Consider the following 15,158-nt stretch of genomic DNA (forward strand, 5'->3'; position numbering starts at 1 on the left):
CGTGCCCAAGCACAAGGGCCTCACCATGTTCTTCCTGGACATGAAGAGCCCCGGCGTCGAGGTCCGTCCGATCAAGCAGGCCAATGGCATGCAGGAGTTTAACGAGGTCTATTTCACCAACGTCCGCATTCCCGATCATCAGCGCCTCGGCGAGGTCGGCGACGGCTGGAACGTCTCGCTGACGACGCTGATGAACGAGCGCAGCGCGATCGGCGCGGCCGTCTCGACCGGTTTTCCGGAGCTATTCGAGTATTGCTCCAGCCTGATGCTGGACGACGGTCCGGCGATCGAGGATCGCGCGGTGCGCTCGAAGCTCGCCAATTGGGCGGTGAAGGCGAGCGGGCTGAAATACACCAGCATGCGCGCGATCTCGGCGCTATCGAAGGGCGAGCGGCCGGGGCCGGAAAACTCCATCGGCAAGCTGGTCGCGGGCTCGATGATCCAGGACGTTGCGACCTATGCACTGGATCTGCAGGGTGCAAGCGGCGTGATCAGCGGCGAGGATGCCGAACTCGCCGGCCGTTTCCAGGCCATGCTGCTGCGTGCGCCGGGCACGCGTGTCGAAGGCGGCACCGACGAGATCATGCGCAACATCATCGCCGAGCGGGTGCTGGGCCTGCCCGGCGATATCCGTGTCGACAAGGACGTGCCGTTCAACAAGATCCCGACCAAGGGAAGGAACTAGCCGTCATTCCGGGGCGGCTCGAAGAGCCGAACTCTGGTGCGCAGTTGCGCACCTGAGAATCTCGAGATGTGTAGGTAACCTCTGGATTCCGGGTTCGCGCGTTGCGCGCCCCGGAATGACAATAAAAGGGAAGCGCCATGAATTTCGACGACACACCGCAGGAAGCCGCATTCCGCGAGACCGCGCGCAAATGGGTAGAGGCCAATGCGCCGAAGGAGCTGCATGCCGAGCTGTCGAAATCCTCGCTCGGCCGCATTCGCCTTGCCAAGCACGACATCGTCGATGTCGGCAAGGCCTGGCAAAAGAAGAAGTTCGAGGGCAACTGGGCCTGCCTGCACTGGCCGAAGGAATATGGCGGCCGCGGCGCGAGCCCGATCGAGCGGGTGATCTGGCAGCAGGAGGAAGGCGTCTACGGCAAGCTGACGCAGCCGTTCCAGATCGGCGAGGGCATGTGCGGGCCGACCGTGATGGCCTTCGGCAGCGAAGATGCAAAACGTCGGTACTTGCCGAAGCTCGCCTCGGGCGAGGAGATCTGGTGCCAGCTGTTCTCCGAGCCGTCCGCCGGCTCCGACGTCGCAGGCCTGCGCACGCGCGCGGAGAAGAAGGGCGACAATTGGGTCGTCAACGGCCAGAAGATCTGGACCTCGGGCGCGCATTACTCCGACTACGGTCTTCTGATCGCGCGTACCGATCCGAACGTGCCCAAGCACAAGGGCCTCACCATGTTCTTCCTGGACATGAAGAGCCCCGGCGTCGAGGTCCGTCCGATCAAGCAGGCCAATGGCATGCAGGAGTTTAACGAGGTCTATTTTACCGATGTGGTGATCCCCGACAGCCAGCGGCTCGGCGCCGTCGGCGAGGGCTGGAGCGTGTCGCTGACCACGCTGATGAACGAGCGCATGTCGATCGGCGCGCGGCTTGCGACCGGCGTGCCTGAGATGTTCGAGTTCTGCTCCAACCTGATGCTGGAGGAGGGGCTTGCCATCGACGATCCCGCGGTTCGCTCGAAGCTTGCGAGCTGGGCGGCGAAATCGAGCGGGCTGAAATACACCAGCTACCGCACCATCTCGGCGCTGTCGAAGGGCGAGCGGCCGGGTCCGGAGAACTCGATCGGCAAGCTGGTGTCGGGCATGATGCTCCAGGACCTCGCGACCTACGCCATGGACCTGCAGGGCGCGGCCGGTGTTCTGACCGGTACGGACGAGGAGACGGCGCAAGGCCAGTTCCAGCAGATGCTGCTGTCCTCGCCCTCGATGCGCATTGCCGGCGGTACTGACGAGATTTTGCGCAACATCATTGCCGAGCGCGTGCTGGGCCTGCCGGGCGATATTCGTGTCGACAAGGATGTGCCGTATAACAAGATCCCGACGAAGGGGCGGTGATATGGTCTTGTAGGGTGGGTTAGCGAAGCGTAACCCACCTCTTTAGTTTCCGCGGAGACAGAAGTGGTGGGTTACGCCTTCGGCTAACCCACCCTACGAAGAATGCGAGCTGATCCATGGACGCACAAGTGAAACAAAACGACCGCATCGGCGTGCTCGAAGAGCTTCTCAACGAGCGCTACTCCGTCCGCGCGTTCCTGCCCAAGGAAGTCGATCGCGCCACCATCGCGCATGTGCTGACCACCGCGCAGCGCACCGCGTCCTGGTGCAACAGCCAGCCCTGGCAGGTCATCATCGCCAGCGGCGAGGCCAAGGAGCGCTTTCGCAAGGCGATCTACGCGGAGGCCTCGAAAGGCCTCGGCGACGACTACGATTTCACCCCGCCGCGCGAATATGTCGGCGTCTATCTCGAGCGCCGCCGCGAGAGCGGCTTCCAGCTCTACAATACGCTCGGCATTGCCCGCGGCGACAAGGCTGCCTACGCCAAGCAGGCGCTGGAGAACTACAATTTCTTCGGCGCGCCGCATATCGCCGTCATCCACACCAACGAGCCGCTCGGCATCTACGGTGCGATCGATTGCGGCGCCTATGTCTCGAATTTCATGCTGGCGGCGCAGGCGCTCGGGCTCGGCACGATTCCCCAGGCGGCGCTGGCGCGCCATTCCGGCCTGATCCGCCGCCATTTCAATCTGCCGGACGACCGCCGCGTCGTCTGCGGCATCTCGTTCGGCTATGCCGACCATGCTCACAAGGTCAACAGCTACCGCACCTCGCGCGCGAGCGTGCCTGATACGGTGACGTTCGTGGAGCAGTGATGACGTGCACGAAGGCGGCCGCGCGAACGGCCGCCTTCACACGTATGCCGTGGACCCTCTATCCGCCGCTGCCGCCGATCACGGCGCGCACGGTCTCGTCGGGCCCGAAGTCTTCGGCGCCGTCGACATAGAGCAGCGCGGCGAGCTTCGAGCGCGCGCGATTGACGCGGCTCTTGATGGTGCCGACCGCGCAGCCGCAGATCGAGGCCGCGTCCTCATAGGAGAAGCCGGAGGCGCCGACCAGGATCAAGGCCTCGCGCTGGTCCTGCGGGAGCTTCTCGAGCGCGCCGCGAAACTCCTCGAACTCGAGATGCGCATTCTGCGAAGGCTGCGTCTTCAGCGTCTTCGCATAATTGCCCTCGGCATCCTCGACCTCGCGCCGCCGCTTGCGATAATCGGAGCGAAACAGGTTGCGCAGGATCGTGAACAGCCAGGCCGGCAGGTTGGAGCCGGGCTGGAAGGAGTCGATGTTGGCGAGCGCGCGCAACAGCGTTTCCTGAACCAGATCGTCGGCGCGGTCTGCGTTGCCGCTGAGCGAGATCGCGAACGCGCGCAGACTTGGCACGGCCGCAAGGATGTCGTTACGCAGGGATTCCGTGAGAGGCATTAATCCCTCCCATTGTTGTTGTCGTTGGAGCCCCCATCAGTTTCCACTTGGGGTGCGCCTCCCGGCGCATCAAGTTTCTTGATCAGTTCCGCGAACCGGTCCGGAACCCCTTGCCGCACGACGTCGTCGTACATGGCGCGCAGTTGATGCCCGATCCGGGATTGGATCTCCGGAGTGAGGCCTCCCTTGCCGGGGGTCGTGCTTTTGCTGGCTTGAGACTTGAGATCTTTCATGACCTGTTCCACGTTTCCCCGAGTTAAGTTACTGTAAAATCGAGAAGTTTTCTCAACCGGGAGCCGTTCCCTGGATAGGCACAATTCCAGGTTCGACAAAAAGTTCCCCCTCTCGCGGAACTTTTCTTGTCCTGAGGCGTAGTCAGCCCAGCAGGGGAACCCGGGCCTCCCCTCTTGGTTCCTGTTCTCTGAGGTTGGCCCGAAGATGAATGGAGTGGGGATGTCCCGTTCACAGCTTGTCGCTGAACACTTGCCGTTGCTGCGCCGGTACGCACGCGCCCTGACGGGCAGCCAGGCCTCGGGCGATGCCTATGTCGCAGCCATGTTGGAAGCCATGCTGGGAGATCCGTCGGTGCTCGACGAGAGCCATGGGCCGCGTGCGGGCCTGTTTCGGCTGTTCACCCAGATCTGGAATTCGGTTTCGGTCAACGACGATGCCGAGGTGACGACCCTGCCGATGCCGCCCGAGCGGCGGCTGTCGAACATCACGCCGCTGCCGCGGCAGGCATTCCTGCTGCTGTCGCTGGAGGGATTTTCGGAAGAGGAAGTCGCCTTCATCCTCAGCACTGACGTTGCCGAGACGCGGCGGCTCGCGGACGCCGCAGGGCGCGAGATGGCGGCCGAGATCGCCACCGACGTGCTGATCATTGAGGACGAGACCTTCATCGCCATGGACCTCGAGAGCCTGGTGAAGAACCTCGGCCACAATGTCGTCGGCGTCGCGCGCACCCATGCCGACGCGGTGGCGCTCGCCAAGAACAAGCGGCCCGGCCTGATCCTCGCCGATATCCAGCTCGCCGACGGCTCGTCGGGGCTCGATGCCGTCAATGAATTGCTGCGCACCTTCGAGGTGCCGGTGGTGTTCATCACCGCCTATCCCGAGCGCTTCCTCACCGGCGAACGCCCGGAGCCGGCGTTCCTGATCTCAAAACCGTTCCAGCCGGCGATGGTGTCGGCGGTGGCGAGCCAGGCGCTGTTCTTCCAGCGCAACTCACGCAACCGCGCGCCGAAGGTGCCGGCGGCCTGACGAAGCGCCGCTCGCCTGCCACTGACAATGATGATTTGATCCGGCGTGCTGTAAGGCACGCCGGATTTTCATGTCTGTCGGCCGTGCTTGACGGCTATCGAATTCGCCGCTCAAACCTCATGGATTGATCCCGGCCGGAGATGCACCCATGGACCAAACGCTCCTCGATCGCCTCGCCATCCGCGACCTCGTCGAGAACTGGGCGGTCTGGCGCGACGCGGGTGATTGGGAGCGCTTTGCCACCGTCTGGCACGAGGAGGGCTGGATGTCCGCTACCTGGTTTCAGGGGCCGGCGCGGGATTTCATCCGCGTCAGCCAAGAAGGGTTCGCCAGGGGCGTCCGCATCCTGCATTTCCTCGGCGGCACCAGCATCGATCTGTCCGGCGAGCGCGCCATCGCCCAGACCAAGATGACGATCTCGCAGCGCGCACCTGTCCACGACGTGCTCTGCGACGTCGTCTGCACCGGCCGCTTCTACGATTTCCTGGAGAAGCGGCATGACCAATCAGGTATTGGCAATTGGGGCATCGTCCGCCGCCAGCCGATCTACGAGAAGGACCGCATCGACCCGGTCGATCCCGCCGCGACGCTTCAACTCGACCAGAAAGCGCTCGCCGCGCTGCCCGAAGGCTACCGCCACCTCGCCTACATGCAGGAGCTGATTGGCTACAAGGTCAAGCGCGACATGCCGGGCCTCATCGGTGCGGAAGTCGAAAAGCTCTACGGCGAGGGGCGGGACTGGCTGGCGGGGAAAACGAAGTGAGCCCCAGACAAAAGAAAACGAAGTGAGCCCCAGACAAAAGTAAGGCGCGACTGGCATCACCACAGTCGCGCCCTACGTCGCCGGCTTATGGGGCAGGGGGGAATAGCCGGCTGTTGAGACGACTCCCAGGCGCGGGAGTCGTTCCAGGCGGTTGCGAATTTTTTTGCATGGGCGCCCCGACCTTTTCGCACACGGTTAAGTGATCGTGACGGCCGAGAACCCCTGGTCCTCCGCTCGCGTTGTTCCCGCGATCGCCATGGGGCCAGGGATCGACAGCCATGTCACAGATTCAAAAGGTATTTTTAGGTGCCTTCGCGATTGCCACGACGCTCGGTGCCGTGCAGCTCGCCTCCGGCCACGATCTGGCCGACCGCTGGCAGGCGGTCGCCGACAAGTCTGACAAGCCGGGTCACAACGTCAATCGGGCCGGCAAGGCCGACCGGCTGGCCGAGCTCAAGCAGGCGGCAGTTCCTACCCGCACCGTGTCGATGCGGCTGAACGATCTCGCCGATACTTCGGTGCTGCTGCGGGTCCCCGCGGTGATCGAAACCGGCAACGCCAAGCCGCCGGTGCTGCTCCAGAACCAGAAGAAGCAGCAAGGCCGCAACAAGCCGACGATCGCCTGCGAGCCGATGGTCAGCTCGCTGACCGAGGTCGCCAAGCTGCTCCAGCCCGGCCGTTGCGTGACCTGATCGCCCGTCGTCCACGTCCATGGGCAGGATCGCCTCCGCCGCAGGCGTAGGCCAACCGCTTCACGTCCTCTTGATCCGCCCTCTCATCGCGTTATATCCGGGCTTTCCACTTTGATTTGACCGGGTAAACGCATGACGACGTCAGACACGGCTGTGCATACGCAGCCCTTCCAGGCCGAGGTTTCCGAGCTCCTGCACCTCATGGTGCATTCCGTCTATTCGGAGACCGACATCTTCCTGCGCGAGCTCGTCTCCAACGCCTCGGATGCCTGCGACAAGTTGCGCTACGAGGCGATCGCAACGCCGGCGCTGCTGGGCGAGGGGGACGCGCTCAAGATCCGCATCATCCCGAATAAGACGGCCGGAACGCTCACGATCGCCGACAACGGCATCGGCATGGAGCGGCAGGAGCTGATCGACCATCTCGGCACCATCGCCCGTTCCGGCACCAAGGCCTTCGTGTCCAAGCTGAAGGAAGCCAAGGACGGTCTCGGCCTGATCGGCCAGTTCGGCGTCGGCTTCTATTCCGCCTTCATGGTCGCCGACAGGATCGTTGTCATCAGCCGCCGCGCCGGCGAGAGCGACGTCTGGACCTGGACGTCTTCCGGCGGCTCCGGCTTCGAGATCGCACGCGCCAGCGAGGAGGACGCGGCGCGCGTGGCGCGCGGGACCGAGATCGTCCTGCACCTCAAGGAGGACGCCAAGAAGTATCTCGAAACCTACGAGATCGAGCGCATCGTCAGCGCCTATTCCGACAATATCCTGTTTCCCATCGAGCTCGTGCCGGAAGAGGGCGAGCCGCGCCAGATCAACTCGGCGAGCGCGCTGTGGCAGCGTTCGAAATCCGAGCTCACGGCTGAGGACTACAAGAAGGCCTATCAGCAGATCGCCTCGGCCTTCGACGATCCCGCGATGACGCTGCACTACCGCGCCGAAGGGCGCTACTCCTACGCCGTGCTGCTGTTCGCGCCCTCGACCAAGCCGTTCGACCTGTTCGAGCCGAACCGCAAGGGCCGCGTCAAGCTCTATGTCCGCCGCGTCTTCATCACCGACGATGCCGACCTGTTGCCGGGATATATGCGCTTCATCCGCGGCGTCGTCGACAGCGAGGATCTTCCGCTCAACATCTCGCGCGAGATGCTCCAGAACAATCCGCAGCTGGCGCAGATCCGGAAAGCCGTCGCGACCCGCGTCGTCTCCGAGCTCGAAAGCCTCGCCGACAAGGACCCGGAGAATTTTGCAAAGATCTGGGATGCCTTCGGCGCGGTGCTGAAGGAAGGCATCTACGAGGATTTCGAGCGCCGCGAGAAGCTGCTGGCGCTGTCGCGCTTCACCACCACGACGGGCGAGAAGCGGTCGCTGAAGCAGGTCGTCGCCGATTTCAAGCCGAACCAGACCGAGATCTATTATCTCGTCGGCGACAGCATCGAGCGGCTGAAGTCCAACCCGCGGCTGGAAGCTGCGACCGCGCGCGGCATCGAAGTGCTGCTGCTGTCCGACCCGGTCGATGCCTTCTGGACCTCGATGCCGACGGAGTTCGAGGGCAAGCCGCTGAAGTCGCTGAGCCAAGGCGATCTCAATCTCGACCTGATCCCGCACCTCGACGACAAGGACGAGGCGAAGAAGGACGAGCCCGTCGCCGATGAAGCGGCCACCATCGCCGTGATCAAGGCCGCGCTCGGCGAGCGCGTCAGCGACGTCAAGGCCTCGACGCGGCTCACCAGCTCGGCCTCCTGTCTCGTCGCCGACAGCCAGGGCCCGAGCCGCGAGCTCGAGCGCATCCTGTCGCAGCAGAACCGCGGCATGCGCACCAAGCCGGTGCTCGAGATCAATTTGCGCCATCCGATGGTGGGAGCGATCACCAGGGCCCAGGCCGGCTCCGGGGACGTCGACGATCTCAGTCTGCTTCTGCTCGAGCAGGCGCAGATCCTGGACGGCGAGTTGCCGGAAGACCCCGCGGCGTTTGCGGCGAGGCTGAACCGGCTGGTGCTGCAGGGGCTGGGCTAGCTTCGCGCGGCTTCGTTGCTCGTCATGCCCGGTTCAAGCCCGGCCATGACGAGTGCATCGCGAGAAGTCCACCTCACCTTGCCGTCATATGTCCCCAGGAACAGTCGCCTCTGCGGTCGTGTTATGCCATAGGAGGGCGTCGGCATCGGACGTGCCGGCGCCATCGATTCGAGGATGTCTCCATGCGTTTGCCGATCCTGACCCTCACCGCGATTGTCACGCTGTTTGCTGCGGCAGATGCCAGCGCGCAGACCTATGATCCGCGCTATCCGGTGTGCATGCACGTCTATACGCTAGGCGGCCGCGGTGGCGGCGGCGACTATTACGACTGCTCTTTCACCTCGCTGCCGCAGTGCCGCGCCACGGCGTCAGGTCGCTCCGCGAGCTGCGACCTCAATCCCTATTACGCCTTCGACGAACCGCCGCCGCCTCCGCGCAAGCGTTACAAGAAGGTGCATTGAGCGATCCGGAGCGCAGGAGCGTTCGTCATGCGTATCTCGTTCGGCCAGATCGTGATCCTCAGTGCGGTGCTCGCGGCCACGCCGTCGCACGCGCAGACCTTCGACCCCCGTTTTCCCGTCTGCATGCACGTCTATTCCGGCGCGAATGGCGGTGGTGGGGAGTGGTACGACTGCTCCTTCACGTCTCTGCCGCAATGCCGCGCCACTGCTTCAGGCCGCGCCGCGACCTGCGATCTCAATCCGTATTATCCGGTCAACGCGCCGTCGCCACGTCTGCGCCGCGGGAGAAGCGGCTAACTTTCCCTTTAGGTGCCGTGAGGCGCCTCGTTGGTCGCGCTGGTGATCGCGTCGGCCAATTGCCAGGTCATCTTGTCGGTGGTCCAGTCGCTGGCATGCAGCCTGGTATCGTCGCCCGGGTCCACCAGGCGGTCGAATGAGATCTTCGCGACCTCGTACCAGCCCTTCATCAGTGCGAAGCGGCGGAAGACGTTGACGCCCTTCTCGTGCGCGATCTGACTGATCGCCTCGACCATGGCCTCCGCCTTCTTGCGCTTGGCCGGTGTCAGCACCGCAGGCACATATTGAAGGTCCATCAGGATCACATCGATCCGTTCGGCGCGGAGCAGTCGGTCGACACCCTCACGGATGGCTTTCGTAGTGTCCGCGAATGAGGGGCCATCGGCTTGCCATACCGAATTGGTGCCGACCTGCCAGATGACGAGATCGGGTTTCAGGTCGAAGACGTCGTGGTCGAACCGCTTCAGCTCCAAGGGAGCATCCTCGCCGCCCACGCCCCGATTGATCACCTCGATTGCGACATTTGGAAATTTGATCCGAATATCCGCCAACAGCCGCTGCGGATAGGGAGCGATGCCTCCTTCGCCCGCCGTGGTCGACGAGCCGATCGCGACCACCCTGGCCTGCCCATCTCTCACTCGGCCGGCGAAATTCGTCAGTGGCTGCTCGAACGGTGCGGCCTGGACAGGAAACTCTGACGGATCGAGAGCCACGGGTCGCCTCCCTTTCAACTCCGACAACGCAGGGTAGAAAAGAATAGCCCGTTTGCCCGGGATCGCCTAGCCACGCCATTCCTTCCTGATCCCCGCTTGCGGGGAGAGGGGACACGCGCAGCGCGCCCGAATGACTGGATTTGCTATCGCAAGAATCGCACCAGGCCGCACGCCGTTCCCGCCGGCTTGGTAAAGGATGACTAGAGTTAATCACGCACTAACCGGCTTTTACCTTGTCTCTTAACGCCTGGGCAGGGCGCGCGAGCTAAGCTGCCGCCACCAGCAGACACGTTCCGAAAGAATGAACGGCATGACCACCGGCGTCATCGAGCAACCGAAAGCCGCGCGTGCGCCGTCGGCATCCAAGATCTGGCTGAAGGCCATCGAGCTCACCGCGCGGATCGAGACGCTGCCGGGCCGCCTGTTCGCCGACGTCGTCGACGATTGGGCGCGGCGCCAGCCCGGCCGCGTCGCGCTGGTCACGGACAATGCCGCGCTCGACTATGACGGCCTGTCGAAACGGATCAACCGCTATGCGCGCTGGGCGCGCTCGGTCGGCGTGGCCAAGGGCGATACCGTTGCGTTGATCATGCCCAACGGCATCGACTATGTCGCCGCCTGGCTCGGCATCAGCCGGATCGGCGGTGTGGTTGCGCTGATCAACACCAAGCTGGTCGGCCAATCGCTCGCGCATTGCCTCGATGTCGCGAAGCCTCTGCACATCATCGTGGCGCATGATCTGGTGGCGACGCTGGAGAGCGCGAAGCCGCATCTGAAGACAGAGGCGAAGATCTGGACCCATGGCGATGCCTGCAGCGAGCGCGCCATCGACGTCGCGCTCACCGCGCTCGACGACGGTCCGCTCCTGGCGGAGGAGCATGGCGACGTCACCATCGACGACCGCGCGCTGCTGATCTACACCTCCGGCACCACTGGCCTGCCCAAGGCGGCCAGCATCAGCCATCGCCGCATCCTCAATTGGGGTTTCTGGTTCGCGGGCCTTACCGGCGCGAGCCCGCAGGACCGGCTCTACGACTGCCTGCCGCTGTTCCACTCGGTCGGCGGCATCGTCGCGCCGTGCAGCATGTTGGCTGCCGGCGGCGCGGTGGTGATCGCCGAAAAATTCTCGGCCTCGCATTTCTGGCCCGACATCGTGCGGCACGACTGCACGCTGTTCCAGTATATCGGCGAGCTCTGCCGTTACCTGCTCAAGGCGCCGCCGTCGGAATACGAGAACCGGCATCGGCTGCGCGTCGCCTGCGGCAACGGCCTGCGCGGCGACATATGGGAAGATTTTCAGGCCCGTTTCGCCATCCCCCGTATTCTCGAATTCTATGCGGCGACCGAAGGCAATTTCTCGCTGTTCAACGTCGAGGGCCAGGTCGGCGCGATCGGACGCATCCCGCCGCTGCTCGCGCATCGCTTTCCGGCAAGCCTCGTCAAGTTGGATCCCGATAGCGGATCACCGCTGCGCAATGAAGACGGCTTTTGCCTCGCCTGCGCCCGCGGCGAGGCCGGCGAAGCGATCGGCCGCATCGGGACCGCGGACCAGGGCGGCGGCCGCTTCGAGGGCTACACCGATGCGGGCGAGACCGAGAAGAAGATCCTGCGCGACGTCTACGCCAAGGGCGATGCCTGGTTCCGTACCGGCGATCTGATGCGGCTCGACGACAAGGGCTTCTTTCATTTCGTCGACCGCATCGGCGACACCTTCCGCTGGAAGGGCGAGAACGTCGCGACCTCGGAGGTGAACGATGCCGTGCGCGATTTCACCGGCGTGGTCGACGCCACCACCTACGGCGTCAGTATCCCCGGTACCGACGGCCGCGCCGGCATGAGCGCGATCGTCGTCAACGAGGGCTTTGACATCACCGCGATGCCTGCGCATCTCGCCCAGCGCCTGCCGGCCTACGCCCGCCCGGTCTTCATCCGCATCTCGCGCGAGCTCGATGCCACCGAGACCTTCAAGCAGAAGAAGGGCGAGCTCGCCCGCGAGGGCTTTGACCCGGCCGTGGTCTCCGATCCGCTGTTCATGCTCGAGCCGAAGTCCGGTGCCTATGTCGCGCTCGCTTCCAATACCTATGCTGATATCGTCGACGGTACGATCCGGCTGTAGTCGCAACCAAAATCCGCCAGATAGTTCCAATTTTATCTGAATTGTCCAAGAAGCCATTTACTTCTATCGGGTAAACAGACGGCCATGGGGAGGCGGTTATCAAGAGCCGCCGCAACACGGACGAGCGATAACAAAAGAGAGCCAGCCATGTCGGTAAGGTCTAAGGTCATTGAGGCGATCCAGCAGATCGCCAAGGAACAGCACGTCACGCTTCCCGCACTCTCGGACGATCTGTCCCTGCACGAGACGGGTTTTGACTCGCTCGCCTTCGCGATCCTGGTCGCCCGCCTGGAGGACGAGACCGGCGTCGATCCCTTCACCATTTCCGAGGACGCCGCGTTCCCCGCCACGGTGGGCGATTTCGTGCGGGCCTATGAAAATGTCCCCGCGTGAGATCTTTGCGCTCCGTGACCATCTCGGCGCGGAGCTGAAGGGCCGCACGATTTCCGATGCGCACGATGTCGTGTCGCTGACCGACATCCTGTCGCACACGGTCGTGGGCGGCCGGCTGCACGAATTGTCCGGCCGCGCCGTACTGCTCAAGCTGTCAGACCAACTCCGGTCGGGCCTCGCCATGATCGAGCTCGACGGCATCGCCCGTCGCATGCTGCTGTGCCCGCCGGACCTCAACCCGGCGCATCTCGACACCCTGATCGCCGATGCCGGGATCGATGCCGTCGTCACCGACGAACCCGATCGCTGGGCGGAGACCGGCGTGCCGCTCGTCGTCACCGCACATTTGCCGCTTCAAGCCACAGCGCCGGCCAAGACCGAGCGCGCCACCGAATGGCTGATGCTGACGTCGGGCACCTCAGGCGTGCCGAAAATCGCCGGCCATACGCTGGAAGCGCTGACCGGCGCCATCATTGCCGAAGGCCCCGCGCGCGGTCCGGCGCCGGTGTGGGCGACGTTCTACGACATCCGCCGCTACGGCGGCCTGCAGATATTCCTCCGCGCCGTTCTCTCCGGCGGCTCGATGGTGCTGTCCGATCCGCACGAAGCGCTCGCCGATCACGTCGCGCGGCTGAACGCGCGCGGCGTCTCGCACATCTCCGGCACGCCCTCGCATTGGCGCAAGCTGCTGATGAGCGGTTCGGCCGCGCAATTCGCCCCACGTTACGTCCGTCTCTCCGGGGAAATCGCCGACCAGGCCGTGCTCGATGGCCTCAAGGCGGCGTTCCCGAATGCCTCCGTCGGCCACGCCTATGCCTCGACCGAGGCCGGCGTCGGCTTCGCCGTCAATGACGGGCTGGAAGGTTTCCCGGCCGACTATCTCGGCAGCCGCAATGGCGTCGAGATGAAGGTCGTGGACGGCTCGCTGCGCATCCGCTCGACGCGCACGGCCCACGCCTATATCGGCCGCAATGCCGCAGCGCTCACCGATGCTGATGGGTTCGTCGACAGCGGCGACATTGTCGAATTGCGCGGCGACCGCTACTATTTTGTCGGCCGCCGCGGCGGTATCATCAATATCGGCGGACTGAAGGTCCACCCTGAAGAGATCGAAGCGGTGATCAACCGTCATCCGGATGTGCGAATGTCGCGGGCGAAATCGCGCAAGAGCCCGATCACCGGCGGTATCGTCGTCGCCGATGTGATCCTCACTGAGGGCACGGATCAGGCGCGGGTGAAGGAGATTCGCGACCAGATCCTGGAGCAATGCCGCGCTCAACTCGCATCCCACAAGGTGCCGGCGGTGATCCGCTTCGTCGAGGCGCTCGACGTCACCCCGGCCGGAAAACTGGCGCGCACCGATGCATAACGTTCTTGTCACCGGCGGCAGCCGCGGCATTGGGCTTGCGATCGCAACGCGCCTCGCCGGCGCCGGCTACAACGTGATTGCGGCCGCGCGGCGCGAGAGCGACGAGCTCAAGGCCGCCATTGCCGCCTCCGAGGGGCGGCTGCATTTCCGTGCCTGCGACCTCGCCGTGATCGACGCGATCCCCGCTTTCGCAAAGCTCGTGCGCGACGAGTTCGGCCCGATCTATGGCCTCGTCAACAATGCCGGCCTCGGCACCGAAGGCCTGCTCGCCACCATGCACAATTCCGAGATCGAGGCGCTGGTGCAGCTCAACGTGCTGTCGCCGATCATCCTCACCAAATATGTGGCGCGGCAGATGATGGCTGATGGCGCCGGCCGCATCATCAACATCTCCTCGATCATCGCGACCACGGGCTACAATGGTCTCTCCGTCTATGGCGCGACCAAGGCGGCCGCGACCGGCTTCACCCGGTCCCTCGCGCGCGAGGTCGGCAAGCTCGGCATCACCGTGAATGCGATCGCGCCGGGCTTCATCGACACCGAGCTCACGCATAATCTCTCCGACGAAGGCCGCAAACGCATCGCGGGGCGCAGCGCGTTGCGCCGTCTGCCGGAGACGGATGACGTCGCGCGGATGGTGGAATATCTCCTGGGTGAGGGCGGCCGCAACGTCACCGGCACCGTGTTCACGATCGACGCGGGGAATACGGCGTAGGCGGAACCGGGCTGCAACAATTGAGTTGATCAGGCGCAATGACATCACGCCGGATTTGGTCGTAAGATGCCTCGCAGTCGATTGGGTTACGTCAATCGATCTGCCCTAATCGAAGGGGAGCAGTCGATGGCCACTTCAAACATGACCGCGTCAAGTCAGGCTCTGACCGAGCCATCGCGCGCGAAGCCGGATGACGTCCGCTGTCCGCCGATGTCGCATCAGAATTCCGGCGATCACGGCCACGAGATGTATCCGCAGCAATTCGTGCGTCTGGTCGGTTGCCACGACGTCCCCGCATCCGCGCTGCGCAAGCGCCAGGACGAGAAGCTGCACTAGGTCCGATGCTGCTTCGGCAGGTCAATCCGTTCGTGTGAAAATTCAGGCGGTCCCTCGGTGAGGCGGCGGATGCGGCGCTCGCGTTCATCCTCGGGCAATGCGGGATCGAGCAGGCCCTCGATCTCGTGCACCGCCAGTTCCTCGACCCGGGTGGCGTCCGTTGCGACCGAATGTGCTGATGTCGGGGCAGTGGGCGCGACCTTCAGGCCGAACTCGACCAGCTTGCAGATGGCATCCGAGCGCGACAGTTGATGGGCCTCGGCCCAGGCATCGACGGTGGCGGTGAGCATCTCCGGCATTTTCACCGCGCTAATCGCATCGAGCCCCGTGCGCCGACGCACCGGCGAGGCGGAGTCCTTGCTGCCGAAATCAGACACCCCGATCATCCCCGCGCGACCGTTACAGATGCATCAACCGTAAACGTCATTTGCGGCCCGCTGTTTGATGCTGATCAATGACGAGCTGCGGCATTGCGGCGCGGCGCGATCTTGTTGTCCGGCTCCATTTCAGCCAATGATCGGAAAATCGAACCCCGATCGACCCTGCC

The 15,158-nt window shown here is 64.1% G+C and carries 18 protein-coding genes; 14 read left to right on the forward strand and 4 right to left on the reverse strand.

Annotated features, from left to right (window positions below; translation table 11 throughout):
- The 3 genes from JQ592_RS28550 to JQ592_RS28560 form a co-directional block, all read left to right on the forward strand.
- Positions 1-685, forward strand: a 685-nt coding sequence (locus JQ592_RS28550) for an acyl-CoA dehydrogenase family protein (RefSeq protein ID WP_283816193.1), incomplete at its 5' end; no start/stop codon positions are given.
- A 137-nt stretch (positions 686-822) separates the two neighbouring features.
- Positions 823-2,067 carry an acyl-CoA dehydrogenase gene (locus tag JQ592_RS28555; protein WP_211406117.1) on the forward strand — a complete coding sequence of 415 codons (1,245 nt, stop codon included), beginning with the start codon at positions 823-825 and terminating at the stop codon, positions 2,065-2,067.
- 116 nt (positions 2,068-2,183) lie between these two features.
- Entirely contained in the window at positions 2,184-2,882 is a 699-nt protein-coding gene (locus JQ592_RS28560) for a nitroreductase (protein ID WP_211406118.1), read from the forward strand.
- 58 nt (positions 2,883-2,940) lie between these two features.
- Here the strand turns inward: JQ592_RS28560 and JQ592_RS28565 are convergent, their stop codons facing one another.
- Both JQ592_RS28565 and JQ592_RS28570 read right to left on the reverse strand, forming a co-directional pair.
- Positions 2,941-3,489: a sigma-70 family RNA polymerase sigma factor gene (locus JQ592_RS28565; RefSeq protein ID WP_018646832.1), complete on the reverse strand. Its 549-nt coding sequence runs from the start codon at positions 3,487-3,489 to the stop codon at positions 2,941-2,943.
- Positions 3,489-3,722, reverse strand: coding sequence for a NepR family anti-sigma factor (locus tag JQ592_RS28570; RefSeq protein WP_080135209.1), 234 nt, complete (start codon positions 3,720-3,722; stop codon positions 3,489-3,491). The genes JQ592_RS28565 and JQ592_RS28570 overlap by 1 nt, the downstream gene beginning before the upstream one ends.
- Before the next feature lie 220 nt (positions 3,723-3,942).
- Here JQ592_RS28570 and JQ592_RS28575 point away from each other — a divergent pair, with 220 nt between their 5' ends.
- The 6 genes from JQ592_RS28575 (at position 3,943) to JQ592_RS28600 (ending at position 8,969) form a co-directional block, all read left to right on the forward strand.
- Complete coding sequence (locus tag JQ592_RS28575; RefSeq protein WP_026312585.1) at positions 3,943-4,749, forward strand: response regulator; 807 nt, start codon at positions 3,943-3,945, stop codon at positions 4,747-4,749.
- A 148-nt stretch (positions 4,750-4,897) separates the two neighbouring features.
- On the forward strand, positions 4,898-5,512 hold the full coding sequence (locus JQ592_RS28580) for a nuclear transport factor 2 family protein (protein WP_211406119.1): 615 nt from the start codon (positions 4,898-4,900) through the stop codon (positions 5,510-5,512).
- Between the two features lie 278 nt (positions 5,513-5,790).
- Positions 5,791-6,204 (forward strand): hypothetical protein, encoded by a 414-nt coding sequence (locus JQ592_RS28585; RefSeq protein WP_211406120.1) that lies wholly within the window; start codon positions 5,791-5,793, stop codon positions 6,202-6,204.
- 132 nt (positions 6,205-6,336) lie between these two features.
- Positions 6,337-8,211 carry a molecular chaperone HtpG gene (gene htpG / locus JQ592_RS28590; RefSeq protein ID WP_211406121.1) on the forward strand — a complete coding sequence of 625 codons (1,875 nt, stop codon included), beginning with the start codon at positions 6,337-6,339 and terminating at the stop codon, positions 8,209-8,211.
- Between the two features lie 182 nt (positions 8,212-8,393).
- A complete protein-coding gene (locus tag JQ592_RS28595) occupies positions 8,394-8,672 on the forward strand; it encodes a DUF3551 domain-containing protein (RefSeq protein WP_211406122.1) in 279 nt (92 codons plus the stop codon).
- A gap of 27 nt (positions 8,673-8,699) precedes the next feature.
- On the forward strand, positions 8,700-8,969 hold the full coding sequence (locus JQ592_RS28600) for a DUF3551 domain-containing protein (RefSeq protein ID WP_211406123.1): 270 nt from the start codon (positions 8,700-8,702) through the stop codon (positions 8,967-8,969).
- Positions 8,970-8,977: 8 nt separating this feature from the next.
- Here JQ592_RS28600 and JQ592_RS28605 read toward each other — a convergent pair whose 3' ends face one another.
- A complete protein-coding gene (locus tag JQ592_RS28605; protein WP_211406124.1) occupies positions 8,978-9,682 on the reverse strand; it encodes an SGNH/GDSL hydrolase family protein in 705 nt (234 codons plus the stop codon).
- 301 nt (positions 9,683-9,983) lie between these two features.
- Here JQ592_RS28605 and JQ592_RS28610 point away from each other — a divergent pair, with 301 nt between their 5' ends.
- The 5 genes from JQ592_RS28610 to JQ592_RS28630 all read left to right on the forward strand — a co-directional run bounded on the left by JQ592_RS28610 (position 9,984) and on the right by JQ592_RS28630 (position 14,611).
- Entirely contained in the window at positions 9,984-11,798 is a 1,815-nt protein-coding gene (locus JQ592_RS28610) for a long-chain-acyl-CoA synthetase (RefSeq protein ID WP_211406125.1), read from the forward strand.
- A 147-nt stretch (positions 11,799-11,945) separates the two neighbouring features.
- Complete coding sequence (locus JQ592_RS28615) at positions 11,946-12,191, forward strand: acyl carrier protein (protein ID WP_015688794.1); 246 nt, start codon at positions 11,946-11,948, stop codon at positions 12,189-12,191.
- Positions 12,178-13,560 carry a class I adenylate-forming enzyme family protein gene (locus JQ592_RS28620; protein WP_211406126.1) on the forward strand — a complete coding sequence of 461 codons (1,383 nt, stop codon included), beginning with the start codon at positions 12,178-12,180 and terminating at the stop codon, positions 13,558-13,560. The genes JQ592_RS28615 and JQ592_RS28620 overlap by 14 nt, the downstream gene beginning before the upstream one ends.
- A complete protein-coding gene (locus JQ592_RS28625) occupies positions 13,553-14,275 on the forward strand; it encodes an SDR family NAD(P)-dependent oxidoreductase (RefSeq protein ID WP_211406127.1) in 723 nt (240 codons plus the stop codon). The genes JQ592_RS28620 and JQ592_RS28625 overlap by 8 nt, the downstream gene beginning before the upstream one ends.
- A gap of 126 nt (positions 14,276-14,401) precedes the next feature.
- Complete coding sequence (locus tag JQ592_RS28630; protein ID WP_211406128.1) at positions 14,402-14,611, forward strand: hypothetical protein; 210 nt, start codon at positions 14,402-14,404, stop codon at positions 14,609-14,611.
- On the opposite strand, the gene JQ592_RS28635 is transcribed toward JQ592_RS28630, so the two are convergent.
- Positions 14,608-14,997: a hypothetical protein gene (locus JQ592_RS28635; protein WP_211406129.1), complete on the reverse strand. Its 390-nt coding sequence runs from the start codon at positions 14,995-14,997 to the stop codon at positions 14,608-14,610. The genes JQ592_RS28630 and JQ592_RS28635 overlap by 4 nt on opposite strands.
- Positions 14,998-15,158: the final 161 nt, after the last annotated feature.

It is taken from the genome of Bradyrhizobium iriomotense (assembly GCF_018129405.1).
In the GTDB taxonomy this organism is placed as follows: Bacteria; Pseudomonadota; Alphaproteobacteria; order Rhizobiales; family Xanthobacteraceae; genus Bradyrhizobium; species Bradyrhizobium iriomotense_B.